Origin of the sequence: Acinetobacter sp. NIPH1876 (assembly GCF_022808535.1) — a bacterium.
In the GTDB taxonomy this organism is placed as follows: Bacteria; Pseudomonadota; Gammaproteobacteria; order Pseudomonadales; family Moraxellaceae; genus Acinetobacter; species Acinetobacter higginsii.
In genome coordinates, this window is record NZ_JALGBR010000005.1 from 15,572 (window position 1) to 32,001 (window position 16,430).

General features: G+C 40.2%; 18 protein-coding genes. 15 read left to right on the top strand and 3 right to left on the bottom strand.

The window, feature by feature from the left end; translation table 11 throughout:
* Positions 1-296: 296 nt before the first annotated feature.
* The 11 genes from MN869_RS06445 (at position 297) to MN869_RS06495 (ending at position 10,804) form a co-directional block, all read left to right on the top strand.
* Positions 297-950 (top strand): OmpA family protein, encoded by a 654-nt coding sequence (locus MN869_RS06445; protein ID WP_243307002.1) that lies wholly within the window; start codon positions 297-299, stop codon positions 948-950.
* A 197-nt stretch (positions 951-1,147) separates the two neighbouring features.
* Complete coding sequence (gene rep, locus MN869_RS06450; protein WP_004805171.1) at positions 1,148-3,187, top strand: DNA helicase Rep; 2,040 nt, start codon at positions 1,148-1,150, stop codon at positions 3,185-3,187.
* Positions 3,188-3,210: 23 nt separating this feature from the next.
* A complete protein-coding gene (gene dut / locus MN869_RS06455) occupies positions 3,211-3,663 on the top strand; it encodes a dUTP diphosphatase (RefSeq protein WP_016164487.1) in 453 nt (150 codons plus the stop codon).
* A 195-nt stretch (positions 3,664-3,858) separates the two neighbouring features.
* Positions 3,859-5,280: a phosphomannomutase/phosphoglucomutase gene (locus tag MN869_RS06460; protein WP_033134349.1), complete on the top strand. Its 1,422-nt coding sequence runs from the start codon at positions 3,859-3,861 to the stop codon at positions 5,278-5,280.
* A 12-nt stretch (positions 5,281-5,292) separates the two neighbouring features.
* Positions 5,293-6,192, top strand: a complete 900-nt coding sequence (gene argB / locus MN869_RS06465) for an acetylglutamate kinase (protein WP_004655163.1) — start codon at positions 5,293-5,295, stop codon at positions 6,190-6,192.
* A gap of 127 nt (positions 6,193-6,319) precedes the next feature.
* Positions 6,320-7,096 (top strand): GNAT family N-acetyltransferase, encoded by a 777-nt coding sequence (locus tag MN869_RS06470; RefSeq protein ID WP_004805180.1) that lies wholly within the window; start codon positions 6,320-6,322, stop codon positions 7,094-7,096.
* A gap of 99 nt (positions 7,097-7,195) precedes the next feature.
* Positions 7,196-8,044: a class II glutamine amidotransferase gene (locus tag MN869_RS06475; RefSeq protein WP_026057514.1), complete on the top strand. Its 849-nt coding sequence runs from the start codon at positions 7,196-7,198 to the stop codon at positions 8,042-8,044.
* 9 nt (positions 8,045-8,053) lie between these two features.
* Entirely contained in the window at positions 8,054-8,458 is a 405-nt protein-coding gene (locus MN869_RS06480) for a hypothetical protein (protein ID WP_005205424.1), read from the top strand.
* A gap of 249 nt (positions 8,459-8,707) precedes the next feature.
* Complete coding sequence (locus tag MN869_RS06485) at positions 8,708-9,163, top strand: bacteriohemerythrin (protein ID WP_004655155.1); 456 nt, start codon at positions 8,708-8,710, stop codon at positions 9,161-9,163.
* Positions 9,164-9,407: 244 nt separating this feature from the next.
* Entirely contained in the window at positions 9,408-10,490 is a 1,083-nt protein-coding gene (locus tag MN869_RS06490) for a membrane protein (protein ID WP_033134348.1), read from the top strand.
* Positions 10,490-10,804: an RnfH family protein gene (locus MN869_RS06495; protein WP_033134347.1), complete on the top strand. Its 315-nt coding sequence runs from the start codon at positions 10,490-10,492 to the stop codon at positions 10,802-10,804. Before MN869_RS06490 ends, MN869_RS06495 begins: the two co-directional genes overlap by 1 nt.
* A gap of 62 nt (positions 10,805-10,866) precedes the next feature.
* Here MN869_RS06495 and bamE read toward each other — a convergent pair whose 3' ends face one another.
* Positions 10,867-11,265, bottom strand: coding sequence for an outer membrane protein assembly factor BamE (bamE, locus tag MN869_RS06500; protein WP_004805189.1), 399 nt, complete (start codon positions 11,263-11,265; stop codon positions 10,867-10,869).
* A gap of 111 nt (positions 11,266-11,376) precedes the next feature.
* Between bamE and fur the strand changes: the two genes are divergently transcribed.
* A complete protein-coding gene (fur, locus tag MN869_RS06505; protein ID WP_004655147.1) occupies positions 11,377-11,814 on the top strand; it encodes a ferric iron uptake transcriptional regulator in 438 nt (145 codons plus the stop codon).
* 97 nt (positions 11,815-11,911) lie between these two features.
* Here fur and MN869_RS06510 read toward each other — a convergent pair whose 3' ends face one another.
* The gene (locus MN869_RS06510) at positions 11,912-13,030 is read right to left on the bottom strand and encodes a PilT/PilU family type 4a pilus ATPase (RefSeq protein WP_033134346.1); all 1,119 of its coding nucleotides are present in this window, start codon (positions 13,028-13,030) and stop codon (positions 11,912-11,914) included.
* 24 nt (positions 13,031-13,054) lie between these two features.
* Positions 13,055-14,092 (bottom strand): type IV pilus twitching motility protein PilT, encoded by a 1,038-nt coding sequence (locus MN869_RS06515; protein ID WP_004770978.1) that lies wholly within the window; start codon positions 14,090-14,092, stop codon positions 13,055-13,057.
* Between the two features lie 125 nt (positions 14,093-14,217).
* Here MN869_RS06515 and MN869_RS06520 point away from each other — a divergent pair, with 125 nt between their 5' ends.
* From MN869_RS06520 to MN869_RS06530, 3 genes are all read left to right on the top strand, one after another.
* Positions 14,218-14,904, top strand: coding sequence for a YggS family pyridoxal phosphate-dependent enzyme (locus MN869_RS06520; RefSeq protein ID WP_033134345.1), 687 nt, complete (start codon positions 14,218-14,220; stop codon positions 14,902-14,904).
* 186 nt (positions 14,905-15,090) lie between these two features.
* The gene (locus MN869_RS06525) at positions 15,091-15,831 is read left to right on the top strand and encodes a hypothetical protein (RefSeq protein WP_033134344.1); all 741 of its coding nucleotides are present in this window, start codon (positions 15,091-15,093) and stop codon (positions 15,829-15,831) included.
* A 161-nt stretch (positions 15,832-15,992) separates the two neighbouring features.
* Positions 15,993-16,388: a hypothetical protein gene (locus MN869_RS06530; RefSeq protein WP_033134343.1), complete on the top strand. Its 396-nt coding sequence runs from the start codon at positions 15,993-15,995 to the stop codon at positions 16,386-16,388.
* Positions 16,389-16,430 lie beyond the last annotated feature (42 nt).

Sequence of the window (16,430 nt, forward strand, 5' to 3'; positions counted from 1 at the left end):
ATTTTTATATATTCAAATGCGTACATCGGTTTTTATTGGTAAAAGGTCGAGATGATCTTGTCAAGTTTGCTTGTAAATTGCATGTTTTTTATTTTGTGATTTATTTCTCATTTTGTGTTTGTTATGAGATAGGTATAACAATGGAGAAATTGTGTTGCTTGAATCAAGTAAAATGCATCAAAATATTACAAAACTACAAATAAAGTGTTTATTATTAACAAAAAATCAATGGTCTAGCACCATTTTCTCATTCATCATTTGTCCAGACAACAAAATACATAGACAGGAGCAACGCAATGCGTGCATTAGTAATTTCAACACTCGTAGGGGCTGGCTTGGTACTTTCTGGTTGCCAAACGACTGGTAATAACATTGGTGGCGTAGAATACGATAAAGCAGCTTTAGGTGGATTAATCGGTGCTGCTGCAGGTTATGGTGTTTCTAAGGGTAACGCAAATACGAGTAAGCAAAACAACCGTGCTGCGGCAATTGGTGCAATTCTTGGTAGTGCTGGTGGTTTGTATCTCGATAATAAAGAGAAAAAATTACGTGAGCAAATGGCGGGTACTGGTGTAGAAGTAGGCCGTAACCCAGATGGTTCTGTACAATTAATCATGCCTGGTAGCATTACGTTTGATACGAACAAATCGAACATCAAACCGAACTTCTACGGTACTTTAAACAAAGTAGCGCAGACTTTAGGTGAAGATAACAAGAGTGCGATCCTTGTAACGGGTTATACAGATAACACAGGTAATGACTCAATCAACATCCCATTATCTCAAGCACGTGCTCAATCAGTGAAGAACTATTTAGCTGGTCAAGGCATTTCTGGTAGCCGTATCGATGCACAAGGTTTAGGTTCAGCTAACCCGATTGCTTCAAACACGACTGCTGCTGGTAAAGAGCAAAACCGCCGTGTAGAAATCAGCATTTATGCTAAACAGTAATTTTTACTGATTTCAAAAAAGCCACCTTCGGGTGGTTTTTTTATTGCAGATCAAAATAGGCGACAAGCTACGGCGTGCTATTTGTGTAAGGCATCATAATTTATACATATCCCTAGATTTACTATTGGGATTCTAAAACAGAGATGTCTATAATTGTGCTCGAAAAATCAGGCTCGGAAACGAGAGAGGTATAAACCATGTCATCTGCCAGTCAACTTAATGACAAGCAACTTGAGGCCATGAAATATGTTCAGGGGCCATTGTTGGTGCTTGCAGGTGCAGGTTCAGGCAAAACCTCTGTAATTACCCGAAAAGTTGCCTTTTTAGTGCAGCAGTGTGGTATTCCTGCCTATCGTATTACCGCAATGACCTTTACCAATAAAGCGGCGCGTGAAATGAAAGAGCGTGTTGGTAAGTTACTCTCACGTGAAGAAGCCAAAGGGCTTTCGGTCTCGACTTTCCATACTTTTGGGTTAAATTTACTCCGCCTCGAATTAAAACATTTACCACTTAAAAACAATTTTTCGATTTTAGATGCCGATGACTGTAAACGAATCTTGATGGATTTGATGCAGCGTGACAATTTATCAGGTGCTGAGAGCAAAGAGCTACTCGCCAAGGCGATGAAGAAAATTTCAGACTGGAAAAATGATCTAATCGTCCCTGAACAAGCACATTCAACTTGTGAAACGGTTGAGGATGTCCAGTTTGCACATCTGTATCAGCTCTACGAGCGTAATTTGCGTGCCTATAATGCCGTAGACTTTGATGACTTGATCGTGATGCCAACACGCTTACTTCAGGAAAATGCCGAAGTGCGTGACAAATGGCAAAACCGTGTTCGTTATTTATTGGTGGATGAATATCAAGACACCAACACTGCGCAATATACCCTCGTTAAGCTATTAGTGGGTGTGATGGGGCAGTTTACCGCTGTAGGTGATGATGACCAATCCATCTATGCTTGGCGTGGTGCAAAGCCTGAAAACATGGCCTTGTTAAAAGATGATTTCCATAATCTCAAAGTGATTAAACTAGAGCAGAACTATCGCTCGACCAGCCGTATCTTAAAAGCGGCCAATGCGGTAATTGAAAATAATCCGCATATTTTCGATAAGAAACTATGGAGTGATAAAGGTCACGGTGAAACCATTCGTGTGATCACCTGTTTGAATGATGATGATGAAGCGGAACGTGTGGTGAAAGATCTGATCACGCATAAGCTGATGAATGGTAAAAACTGGAAAGATTATGCGGTGCTGTATCGCGGTAACTTCCAAGCTCGTGTAATTGAAACCCAACTACGTCAGATGCAAATTCCGTATAAGTTATCAGGCGGACAGTCTTTCTTCGCCCGTGCGGAAATTAAGGATGTGATGAGCTATTTACGCCTCATCATTAACCCAGAAGATGACAGTGCATTCTTACGTATTATCAATACACCTAAGCGTGCCATTGGCCCGGTGACGCTAGAGAAACTCGGTTTATTCGCCCAAGAAAATACCTTGTCTTTATTAACGGCATCGTCAGACCAACGTTTAAGCATGGTGTTGCCGAAAAAAGCAGCAACACAATTACATGAGTTTGCTGATTTTATTGCGACATTTACCCGTGAATTGCTTGATGATGATGAGCCGATGCCGAAAGTGCGTCAGATGATCAACGAAGCCGGCTATATTGACTATATCCGTGAACAGGCGGCGACCCCTGCACAAGAGAAGACCAAACTCGACAGTATTGAAAGCTTGTATAGCAGTATTCAAAATCTATTGAATCGTACTGATGATGTGGATGAGAAAAATATTGAAAGCGTGATTCGTAAACTGGTGTTGTTGGATATGCTCGAACAGCAACAGGAAGAAGAAGATACCGATAAAGTGAATTTATTAACCTTGCATGCGGCAAAAGGTTTGGAGTTCCCTTATGTGTATATGATTGGCTTGGAAGAAGAGCTATTGCCGCATAAGAACTCGATTGCATCAGAAACAGTCGAAGAAGAACGCCGTTTGATGTATGTGGGCATTACTCGTGCCCGTCAAGGCTTAACACTGACCCTTGCTGAGCAGCGTAAGAATGGTGGACAAATGCGTCAAATGACGCCAAGCCGTTTCTTGGACGAGATGCCACAAGATGATTTGGAGTGGCATGGTCGTAAAAAGAAACTGGCACCCAATGTTGATCCAAAAGAACAAGCTCAGCAGTACCTTGCCAACTTAAAAGCATTGTTGAAACGTTAAGAAATTGTAAGTAGGAAATTTTAATGAAAGTTCAAGTTAAAGTATTAGATGCACGTTTAGGTCAAGAGTGGGCTTTACCTTCTTACGCAACGACTGGTTCAGCAGGTTTAGATTTACGCGCATGTTTAGATGAAGCGATTGACATTGCTGCAGGTGAAACCGTTTTAGTGAAAACAGGTTTGGCGATTTATATCGAAGATCCAAACTTTGCAGGTTTAATTCTACCGCGTTCAGGTTTAGGCCATAAACATGGTATTGTGTTAGGTAACTTGGTGGGGTTGATTGATTCTGATTACCAAGGTGAACTCATGGTATCGGTTTGGAATCGTGGACAAAATAGCTTCCGTTTAGAACCTGGTGAGCGTTTAGCACAATATGTATTGGTTCCAGTGGTACAGGCTGAGTTCGAACAAGTGAGTGAATTCGTTGCGACTGAGCGTGGCGCAGGTGGTTTTGGTCATACTGGAAAACAATAAGCTTTTTCAGTAGTTATCACTTTAAATGCAATGTTTTGCTGAAAAACGTTGCATTTTTCATATTGATTGTTGCCTTGATATATATTACAAAGCAGCTGACTAATTATTTTAATTTTTCTGAATAAGGGTTAATTAATTTCTTAATAGTTTCTGCTTTTTTTATGGATCAAATGATTATAAAAATAGGGGCTTACAGTGAATATACAACATACATTTCCGCTGAATATTTTCCGTGCTTACGATATTCGCGGAAAGCTAAGTAATTTAACGCCAAATATTATTAGCCTAATTGCTTATGCTTTAGCTTCGCAATATAAAAATGCTGAACAGACACACGTGGTGATTGGTTACGATGCACGTTTAACCAGTCCGACTTATGCCAATATCATCCAAAATATATTCGAAAAACAAGGTTTACAAGTCACTAATATTGGTTGTTGTTCATCGCCGATGATGTATTACATTGCCCGTGATTTTGGTGGCAATGGTATTATGGTGACCGCAAGTCATAATCCAAAATCGGATAATGGCATTAAATGGATTTTAAAAGGTGAGCCACCAACACCAGAAACCATTCAACAGGTGGGGCAGTATGCACAGACTTCTTTGAGCAATATTGAGGATTTCTTGCATTCAGAAAATACGGCACACCAAATTGTTGCTCCGTATTGTTTGCAGTATCAGCATTCCTTAATTAGTGACATACAGTTAGCGCGACCATTAAAAATCGTTCTCGATGGATTACATGGTTCTGCAGGGCGTTGTGCCAAACTGGTTTTAGAAAAACTAGGCTGTGATGTGATTGCTTTACGATGTGATGCCAATGGGCATTTTCCTGATCATGCGCCAGATCCATCTCATGCTGAGCATTTAAAGCAATTACAAGCCGCTATTGTTGCTGAGAAAGCCGATCTCGGTATTGCTTTGGATGGTGATGGGGATCGTGTGGTTTTACTCGATGAGAATGCACTTATTATTAGTCCTGATCGCTTATTGTCTTTATTTGCGCAGATGTGCTTACAGCAGCATCCACATAAAGAAATCGTTTTTGATGTGAAGTGCTCACGTATGGTGGCGGATACCGTACAGGGGCTGGAAGGTCAAGCCAAAATGATTCGTACGGGCAGTAGCTTTTTACGTGCTTATTTATCGCAATCAAAGGGCACGGCTGTTTTTGGTGGTGAATATGCGGGTCACTATGTCTTTAATGATGGACGTGGTTTTGGCTATGACGATGGTTTATACGCAGCTTTGCGTGTGATGGAATATTTAACTCAATCCAAAGCAATAACCCTGTCTGAGTTATTGGTAGCCTACCCAGAACGTTATTGCACAGAAGACACATATATCAGTACCCATGACGCCAATCCTCAGCAAGTTTTAAATGATATTGAAATTTTAAGTCATCGTTTAGGTGCGCGTTTAAGTAAAATTGATGGTGTAAGACTTGATTTTGACGATGGATTTGGCATTATTCGAGCATCAAATACTGGCGAATATTTTACCGTCCGTTTTGATGCTGATAATCAGAAACGATTAATTGAAATTCGTCAAAAGTTTGTTTCTATGTTGCAAGACCAATATCCAAAGATTGCACAAGAACTCGCACAGGCCTAAAAGGAGAGACGCATGCCACATGAGCATATCGGCATTGATAAAGCAAAAATTTTGATCGAAGCTTTGCCGTATATCCAACGTTTTGCAGGAAAAACGCTGGTTGTAAAATATGGTGGTAATGCGATGACTGATCCTGAATTGGAAAGTTCATTTGCCCGTGACATCGTGTTGTTAAAAACGGTTGGTCTGAATCCAATCGTTGTGCATGGTGGTGGTCCACAAGTGGATTCATTGCTAAAACGTTTAGGACAAGAGTCTGATCGTATTGATGGCATGCGCGTGACTGACCAAGCGACCATGGAAGTGGTCGAAATGGTGTTGGGTGGTAGTGTCAATAAGTCGATCGTGAATCTGATTAATAAACATGGCGGTCGTGCCATTGGTTTAACGGGTAAAGACGGTAATTTACTGCGCGCACGTAAATTATTGATGGAAAAGCAGGAAGCTGACGGCTCTATTTCACAAATTGATTTGGGCATGGTCGGTGAAGTGACTGGTGTAAAAACTGATGTACTGGAAATGTTTACCCAAAGTGATTTCATTCCAGTCATTGCACCCTTGGGTGTGGATGAAGAAGGTAATACTTATAATATCAATGCAGATCTTGTGGCTGGAAAAGTTGCAGAAGCGCTAGGCGCTGAGAAGTTGATTCTACTCACCAATATCACAGGGGTATTGGATGAAAATAAAAACTTATTAACAGGCTTAAGCACACAAGAAGTCGATCGCTTGATCGAAACGGGTGTGATTTACGGTGGCATGATTCCGAAGGTGGGTTGTGCATTAGATGCTGTTAAAGGTGGTGTTGTGAGTGCGCATATTGTTGATGGTCGTGTACCTCATGCAAGTTTATTAGAGATCTTCACCGATCATGGTGTCGGTACACTCATTACCAATCGTGCCAAACATTAATTCATCCTATTGATTTGAAAAGAGACCTCAAGCAGGTCTCTTTTTTTGTCATGACCTGTTCATGTTTTAGTCATCGCAATGTCATTTAAGCAATTTAAGGTAGGTCTAGTCATAAGGAGCTTTCATTATGCTAGAAAAATTAAATCAATATCGCCAGACATTGACTTTACCCTTACGCCACAAGCCAGCTCAAAATCAATTCCGTTTTGAATGGGTGGATAATTTAAAAGAATTACAAGAAGTACAACGCTTTAGAGCAACGCAATTTAGCCATCAATTTGGGATGCGTTTTGAAGATGGTTTAGATCAAGATCTTTATGATTTTGGCTGTGAGCATGCAGTATTACGTGAAAAATGGACAGGTGAAATTGTCGCTTATACCCGTCTTAAATTATTCCAAGGCTATGAAATCGGGCAGAGTTACAGTGCTCAAGAGTTTGAAATTGTCCCGCATTTATCTCATTTACCAAGTGTGTTAGAGATTGGACGTACTTGTGTACACCCTAAATTTCGCTCGGGTAAAGCACTATCCATGCTATGGTTGAACTTGACCCCTAAAGTACTTTGGTCAATGCGTGCGAAATACTTAATGGGCTGTGTCAGTATCCATTTGGATGATAACTTGGCACGTGCCTATTACACCCACCGTCAGATCCAACAGTTGGGTGATCATCAAACCATAGATATCCGCTCAAAACGTAGCTTTGAACCAGAACGTCCTGACTATAGTTTCCCGCAAGATGAACGCATGCCAAAACTGTTTCAGACCTATCTGGGAATGCAGTCGAAACTGTCAAAACAAGCATTTTATGATGAAGATTTTAAATGCTTGGATTATTTTGTTTTCCTTGAAGTGAATAAGATTGCGACCTCTTTTGTGATGAACAAAATGGTGCAACGTTAGTGCCTTATCATTCTTAATCTAATAGTGAGCACATATTGAGATTTACAAGCCATCTATCCCTCATGCACAATAGGCGTAGATGTTTGATAGTTTAAAGATATGTGCCAGCTATTAGGAATGAATTGCGCCACCCCGACAGATATTACTTTTTCTTTTCGTGGGTTTTCACAACGCGCAGGGGTGACCTCTGATCATTGCGATGGTTTTGGGATCGCTTTTTTTGAAGATAAAGCTTGCCGCTTGTTTGTGGATAATCAATCTGCGGTTGAATCTCCTATTGCTGATCTGATTCGTAATTATCCGATCAAGTCTCGCAACGTCATTGCCCATATTCGTAAAGCCACTCAAGGTAAAATCAACCTCGAGAATTCACATCCCTTTTTGCGGGAGCTTTGGGGGAGACATTGGATTTTTGCGCATAATGGTGATTTGCATGACTTCAAACCTGAACTAAGTGGGCGATTTGAGCCTGTAGGTAATACCGACAGTGAACTAGCGTTTTGTTATTTACTGGATCAGATGGTTGAAGCATTTGGCTATACAGAACCAAGTTTGGAAGAGATTTTCTCACTGTTGGAACGTATTTCGCCACAAATTGCAGAGCATGGCACCTTTAATTTCTGTCTTTCCAATGGTAAAGCATTATTTAGCTATGCGACGACGAAGTTACATTGGCTCGTGCGTGAGTATCCATTTCAACCTGCACATTTAATTGATCTCGACGTAGAAGTCGATTTTAGTCAGGTCACCACACCAGAAGATCGCGTTGCAGTGATCACGACAGAGCCGTTAACCCATAATGAAGCATGGACAGCATATCAAGCAGGGGAAATGATTTTATTCCAGCACGGTAAACCGATTCAGCATGCCTTAACACGAGTTGAGCGCTTAATCCGCGAAGCAGAAAATCCAGCCTTAAAACGCGTGACCAAAGCGGATCAGTACTGACGTATTCAAATGGATAAAAGTGAACTCATCTCCCGATTAATTTCTTTAGATTTACCCAAAGATGAGTATGTGGTTGTTGGTGGTGGGGTATTAGCCGCACATTGTATCCGTGATACAGCAGATATTGATCTTGTGGTAAGCCCAGAGTTGTTTTGTCATTTACAAGCGACCTGGAACCAGAAAATTCGCCCAAATGGGAAAATAGGACTTTATCAGGGCTGTTTTGAAGCTTATCTAGATGTGAACTGTGGTGACAGTCAGGAAAGTTTTCAAACCCTATTGGCAAGTTCTGACGTGATTGCTGGAATACATTTTATGCATTTATCTATACTCGCTGCATTTAAACGAAATTATGGGCGGAAAAAGGATTTATCTGATTTAAATTTAATAGCAGCATTTCAAAACAATAAATAAGACTATTTTTCTTGGATTTTTTTAATTTTAAAATTATTTTTTATAAAAATTAGACAGATAATTTTTCTTGTTGGTTAAAAAATACTTGAGTGTTTTGATTGGTATAAATATTAAAATAAATACAAAACAATGGGTTAATTTATTTCTTTGAAAATATTTAAATTCTGACAAAAACGCTGTGTTTTTATTTAATTCATTTATCGATATTATATTCTTATTCAATAAATCAAATATGGTTTGGGGTTCGATATGGGTATGAAATGGTCTGTCGAATATAATACAGGAATCGAGGTGATCGATGATCAGCATCGTCGTATTCTAGATTATATTAATGAAATTGATGAATTAAATGAGGGTGATGATCGGGCAAAATTAAAAGGTATTTTGGATAATATCATTGATTATACCCAGTCTCATTTTACCTTTGAAGAAAGCTTACAAGAAGAAGCAAACTATAAATATCGTGTACCACATAAGCGTGTACATGACTTATTTATCAAAAAGATAGAGACTTATCGTCAACGTTTTGAGCTGGGGCAAGAAATTGATAGCGAGCTACATGAAGCACTATCAAAATGGTTGATCAACCATATCCGTCATGATGATGCAGATTATGTCGGTGCTGTAAAAGAAAATATGATCGGAATCATTAAAGAAAATGAAAAGAAAAAAGGGAAAAACTGGTTTTCTCGTTTCTTCTCATAATAATAAGACAATAATAAAAGACCCCTTATGATAAAAAATAATAAGGTGTGGTATGAGTGAACATAAGGGGTCTACTTAATAATATAATAATTCGTGCGCAGCAAATCATCGTAAGGTGATTTGCTTCTTTCTTTCGATATTTTTTGTTTTGATTTTCAGGCGTGAGAAAGGCAAAATAGATTGAATATTTCATTGCAAACTCCATAAAGCGCAATGAGTTCAAAGATTTTTCAAGGAATGCATTATGCAGGACACAACTCTGTCACGCTGGCTTGCACCAGTGATGGCGTTTTGCCTATCTTTTGTCATGATTACCACATTGGCACCCACCGTTGGAATCCAGATTGACCGTCAATTCGATTTCTGGCTACTGTGGTTAGGCACCATGATTCTGTTGGCATTACCCATCGGTTATCTTGAAATTGCTTTAGCAAAGCGTTCGCAGACCACGGCATTACAAGCACTTTCAACCTTAACCCGTGATGCAGATGCTTCACCGAGATGGCGTATCGTGGGCTGGTTGGCTGTTATATTTGTTCCATTCTTTGCAGGCAGTGTATTGACTGCCGCAACACATGTCGTGAGTCAGCAGCCTACGCTTGCTGTATCAGAGCAGATTCTTTTTGCAATCCTTGCCATAGCTGCACTTGGATTATCTTTTATCCCTCGCCAATTTTTAATTGCTTTGACAACGATTGGTGTGATTGCTGCATTTGTTCTTGCCAATGTAATGGGAACACATCTAACGGCTTGGCATTGGACAGGAATCGAATTTAAAGAGTGGGGCAATGCAACAGTTCTTGCTTTGGTTGCAAGTGGTTTAGGACTTGGGTTGTATTGGCAAAGTAGTTTAGTCGCAGTGAAAAAACAGGACGCCGCAACAAGTACCGCCTTGCCAATTTGGGTGGCGCAATTACTTGCGGTGATTGCCTTTGGCTTCTTCTCTGTGCAGGCACAGTTATCTGCATTGGCATGGGTGTTTGCAGCCATCATGTCAGCGGCACTCTTAATTCAATTTGCAAAAGAACAGTTGGCACAACGTCAGCTTGCGATCGTGATCCAATGGGCGATTTTACTTGCTGCTATTGCTGTTTGGGCTGTACCGCAAGTGGAACAAATTTTTAATAGCCTGCTCATGCTTTGGGGATTACTGATTTGCTTGATTTACGCAGTATTTGCTGGCTGGATTATGAAGATTAGTCATCTGCGTAAAGCAATGGGCTTTAGCAATGAGCTGTTTTATAACATTTGGCGTATTGCCATCCGTATCGTGTTACCACTTTCAATTGTCGTAGCAATCATTGCTGTGATTGGACAAGTACTGTAATGGAGCAGGCTAAACAAGTATGGGTCGCTTTCTCAAGTCCTGAACAGCAATTCCATATCGCTGTTCGCTTTAGCGAGGGAATGACGGCCCAACAGGCAATTGATGCCAGTGGCTTAGCAGCACAGGCGGCACTACCAGAAGTTTTACAGTTAGGTGTATTTGGTAGCAGGATTGATGCAGATACAATCCTGCAAGCAGGAGACCGTGTTGAAATCTATCGGGCACTTACCATTAACCCGAATGATATCCGGCGTAAGCGGGCGGCAAAGAACCCCGTTGGGCGATTTATCAAAGGTAATCGCTTTAAGGCATAAAGCTGATAAGTAAAACCCCTCATGATTGACTCGATGAGGGGTTTCTTTTTACTGGAAAGCCGTTATAGTGGTGGCGCAGTCAAAATAGCTTCTTTTGATGCCGGTAAACCAGGTTGTGATTCTGGAATCGTATCTAAACCTTCTAAGCGTTCTACGTTACCATTCGCATCAAAATAAACTTTTAAATGTTGACCGTGTGCCGCAGGTATTTTTGCTTTTTTCGCATAAGTGCCTGGGATATAGTTGTAGATGTAGTCCCAACGTTGTGGGTTCAGTGGATCTGTCACTGTTGGACTACCAAGCAAGAAACGGACTTGCTGAAAGCTCATGCCCACTTGTACTTGAGAAGCTTGTGCTTTGGTTAATGGTGTTCCTTGTGGAATATCAACTTTATAAACACCAAAGACTGAACAACCGCTAAGTACTGTAGTGACGAACAACGCCAGCATGATTTTTTGCATTTTGCTACACTATCCTGATAAATGATGATGCATTTGATTCAAGGATAGATCATACTGCATCTAAACTCTATTGCCTATTCCAACTTAAGATTTGTTGAGAGACCTTTTTTTATGCCGATTTCTAATCAAGACTTACGCAAAGCTGGACTTAAAGTTACCCTTCCTCGTATTAAGATTTTGGAATTATTAGAAAATTCAAAACAACATCATTTGAGTGCTGAAGATATTTATAAAACTTTGCTTGAACAAGGTGAAGATGTTGGCTTAGCGACAGTTTACCGTGTATTAACACAATTCGAAGCTGCGGGCATTATTCAGCGTCATCATTTTGAAAACAATCACTCTGTTTTCGAAATCATGCAGGAAGATCATCACGATCACCTTGTTTGCTTAAACTGTAATAAAGTTATTGAATTTACAAATGATATTATCGAGAAAGAGCAACATTCAGTTGCAGACCAACATGGTTTTGCCTTAACTGGACACTCTTTGAATCTATATGGCTACTGTAGTGATGCAGAATGCCAAGAGGCTTATCGTAAAAAATAAGTTGTATTGAGTAAAAAATCTAAGTGTTCACGAAAATTGAACAAATAAAAAAGGGAAGGTTACAAAAACCTTCCCTTTTTTAATGGCTTAATTTGAATTACTGACCATCAAAGGTGATGTTGCGGCTGGCACTCAATAACTGGTCTGCACCTTCTTCTGACAGTTTGATGGTGAGGCGTAAGTCGTTTGGCGAATCCGCATGTTTTAAAGCATCTTTATAGGTGATCTGTCCTGCCTTATAAAGGTCGAATAGAGCTTGGTCAAAGGTTTGCATACCCAACTCCCGTGAACGTTTCATCAGATCTTTAATCTCATGAATCTCACCCTTACGGATATAGTCAGCCAGAAGTGGTGTATTAATCAGAATCTCAATCGCAGCACGACGTGAATTACCATCTGGGGTTGGAATCAATTGCTGTGCGACGAGTGCTTTTAAGTTCAGCGACAAGTCCATATACAATTGACTATGACGATCAGCTTCAAAGAAGTGAATGATACGATCGAGGGCTTGGTTGGCGTTGTTGGCATGCAGGGTAGCGAGGACCAAGTGGCCCGTTTCTGCGAAAGCGATGGCATAGTCCATAGTTTCACGTGAACGAATCTCACCAATCAAGATCACATCTGGTGCCTGACGTAGCGTATTTTTTAATGCGACTTCAAATGAATCAGTATCAATCCCGACTTCACGCTGTGTCACGATACAGCCTGCATGTTGATGCACAAATTCGATCGGGTCTTCAATGGTGATGATATGACCTTTGGAATTTTGATTACGGAAACCAATCATTGACGCAAGAGAGGTCGATTTACCTGTCCCTGTTGCACCAACAAAGATAATGATGCCACGTTTGGTCATCGCCAATTCTTTCAGCACTTCTGGCAGTTTTAGATCATCCATGCTTGGAATATGGGTTTCGATCTTACGCAATACCATGCCTGGCATATCACGTTGTTGAAAAGCACTGACACGGAAACGCGCTGTCTTTTCACGGTTCATGATCGCAAAGTTACATTCACGCGTCTCTGCAAACTCTTTACGCTGCTTGTCGGTCATAATGGATTGAACCAGTTGACCCACAATTTCCCCTGAAAGTTTCGATTTGGAAACAGGCACGATCTGCCCGTTAATTTTCATTGAAGGTTCAACATCCGCAGTGACAAATAAGTCCGATGCATTTTGTTGAATCATCAAGTTGAGTAAATCATTAAAATCCATGATATTTCTCTAATCCATTTATTCTTATAGGAATGATTCGGGTTGTTTTGCAACAGTACGAGCAGTTTGTGGGCTAATTAAGCCTTTAGACACCAGTGTTTTCAGGCTTTGATCCAAAGTGGTCATACCGTAGTTGGCACCTGTTTGGATCGCAGAATACATTTGTGCAACTTTGTTTTCACGCACAAGGTTACGAATCGCAGGAATACCGATCATGATTTCATGTGCAGCCACACGACCACCACCATTCTTTTTCAATAGTGTTTGAGAAATCACGGCTTGTAGAGATTCAGATAGCATGGCACGTACCATGTCTTTTTCTTCTGCTGGGAATACGTCGATAACACGGTCAATGGTTTTCGCCGCAGAGGTAGTATGCAGTGTACCAAACACCAAGTGACCTGTTTCCGCAGCGGTCAGTGCCAAGCGAATGGTTTCTAAGTCACGCATCTCACCGACCAGAATAATGTCAGGGTCTTCACGCAATGCTGAACGCAGTGCTGCATTAAAGCCGTGGGTATCACGATGCACTTCACGTTGGTTGATTAGGCATTTTTTCGATTGGTGTACAAATTCAATTGGATCTTCGACGGTTAAAATATGGTCATAACGGTTTTCGTTAATATAGTCGATCATCGCTGCAAGTGTGGTGGATTTACCCGAACCCGTTGGGCCTGTGACGAGTACGATTCCACGAGGATAATCACAGATTTCTTTGAAAATTGTGCCGAGTCCTAAATCTTCCATGGTCAAAACTTTAGATGGAATGGTACGGAACACCGCACCTGCACCACGGTTTTGGTTGAATGCGTTAACACGGAAACGAGCAATATTCGGTACTTCAAATGAAAAGTCAGTTTCTAAATCTTCTTCAAAGTCACGACGTTGTTTATCATTCATAATGTCGTACACCAAGCGATGTACATCTTTATGTTCAAGTGCTGGTAAGTTAATACGACGAACTTCACCATCCACACGAATCATAGGAGGCATACCCGCTGAAAGGTGTAAATCGGAAGCACCGTTTTTAACTGAAAAGGCGAGTAGTTCTGTAATATCCATAATTTCCCCGAAACAAACTAAAATGTCTCATTATTTTGTAGAATAATATAAGGCTTTCATTCGGGCTTACCAACACCTTAAAGAATGGAAAGCAAAAAAAGATTTCGTAAATGAGAACTGTGTCAATGAATCAATCGCAACAATCCCGCCAATCTGTTTTAAATCAAATAGAACAAGCCTGTCAGCGTGTTCAACGTGATCCTGCAACAGTGCAGTTGTTGGCGGTTTCCAAGACACATCCCAGTGCTAGCCTTCGCGAAATGTATGCAGTCGGGCAGCGCAGTTTTGGTGAAAACTATTTACAGGAAGCACTAGAAAAAATTGAGGAATTAAAAGAATTAGAGATCGAATGGCATTTTATTGGACATGTGCAGCGTAATAAAACCAAACATTTAGCAGAAAAATTTGACTGGGTACATGGGGTTGATCGTTTGATCATCGCTGAACGTTTGTCCAGTCAGCGTATCGAATCTCAAAAGACTTTGAATGTTTGTCTGCAAGTGAATATTGATGGGCAAGATTCTAAAGATGGTTGCCGACCTACAGAGGTTGCTGAACTGGTTCAGCAAATTAGTCAACTTCCAAATATCCGTTTACGTGGTTTGATGGTGATTCCAGCACCCGAAAATCATGCTGCATTTGCTGATGCGAAAGTGCTATTCGAGCAAGTGAAAGCGCAACATGCACAACCGCAAGACTGGGATACCTTAAGTATGGGCATGTCTGCTGATCTGGACGCTGCAATTGCGGCAGGTTCAACCATAGTGAGGGTAGGAACTGCATTATTCGGAGCACGGGATTATTCAAATTAATATAGAGTGAATTGAATAAAGAGCCGTAGAAATAAAGAACAAATTACAATTATATAAAATATCTCTGCTGCTGAAAAAAACGGCATAAATTAGAATGACGTGTTTATTCATTTATATTCAACCTGAATATAAATGAATCACGATTATTTTACAAAGATAAAAATTGAATTTAGGATTACGTTTAAAATGAAAAAACTGTATTTTTTAATCTCTTTTATTTTATGTCTATTTTTAGCAGCGTGCAGTAAAAAACAGAGTGATGTGGCTGCAGAGGCTGCCGATAGTAATGCTCAAGTAGCTGTAGATGAAAAGCTCGGTACAAAATGGGGCGATGAGATTAGCTCACATGTGACCGAGGTGAATTTAAGCCGTTTAACCGAGCAACCGATTGCTGAATCACAAGTCCGTTATGCCAATAAACAATATCAAGGCAAGACCGTTAATAGTATTTCGTTGGCAGCAGGGAAAATTAGTTTTTCTATTGTTGATGATACTGATCAACCCTTTGCTTTATCTCGTGATGGCCAAAACTATTATCTCTCAGCAAAAGATGGTCAAAGCTACCAATTAAAATATGAAAACCATACCGACAATACCTATGAAGTGGTGGCAAGTGTTGATGGGATCGATGTTTTAGATGGCAGTGCTGCTTCACGAAATAATGCAGGTTATGTGCTGCATCCGCACAGTGAAATTACCATAGAAGGCTTCCGTAAGAGTGACTCTGCTGTCGCTTCTTTTACCTTTAGTAAGCCTGAGGATGCTTATGCGGCAAATTCGGATAATGGCTCAATTCAGAATACAGGCATTATTGGAACAGCGATTTATCAAGTTGAATCACTGAAGTCCGCTGATGCAGCTGCAGAAGAAAAGCCATCTAAGTATGCTCCTCCACCAAAGGCTTTCCCCGCTGATAAGAATGAATAATGGATGAAAACATCCCTAAAAGATTGGTTAGCTTGAAGGGATGTTCTTATTTAAAAATAAGAATTTCTATAAGACGTTTAAAATCATATAGATTTTGATCGGCCAATGATAAATGAATAGAAGGCAATCTAGCCTCTGTTATTTAAAATGTAGGTATATAAATGAATATCGCAAAATACATATTGACTGTTTTAATTGTTGTTATATGTACTTCTAGTAAGGCAACTCCAACACCTGAAATTGAAAAAGCAGTTATTTCTGAGCATAAAACATATCAGGATTTTAAAGAAACTTTTATGTTTTTAATTGCAAAACTAGCTGAAAATACTGGAAATGATTCGCAACAAGATGAGGTCATTGATGCGCATTGGGCATGTGTACATCAAAATCAAATTGTTAAGATGTTTAATAATAATCAAAAATATAGAAAACAGTTTGACCAGGAGTTTGCCAAAGAATATACAACATTTGATGATACTTTAAAGGGCTTTCAAAAGTCTGTGCTCGAAACCAAATCTGTTTGTGCTGAGATGAAAACAGCCTACGACAAAATTTAAAGTTCAAAAAGAGGTGCAATTAGAACCTAATTCATCCTTTAA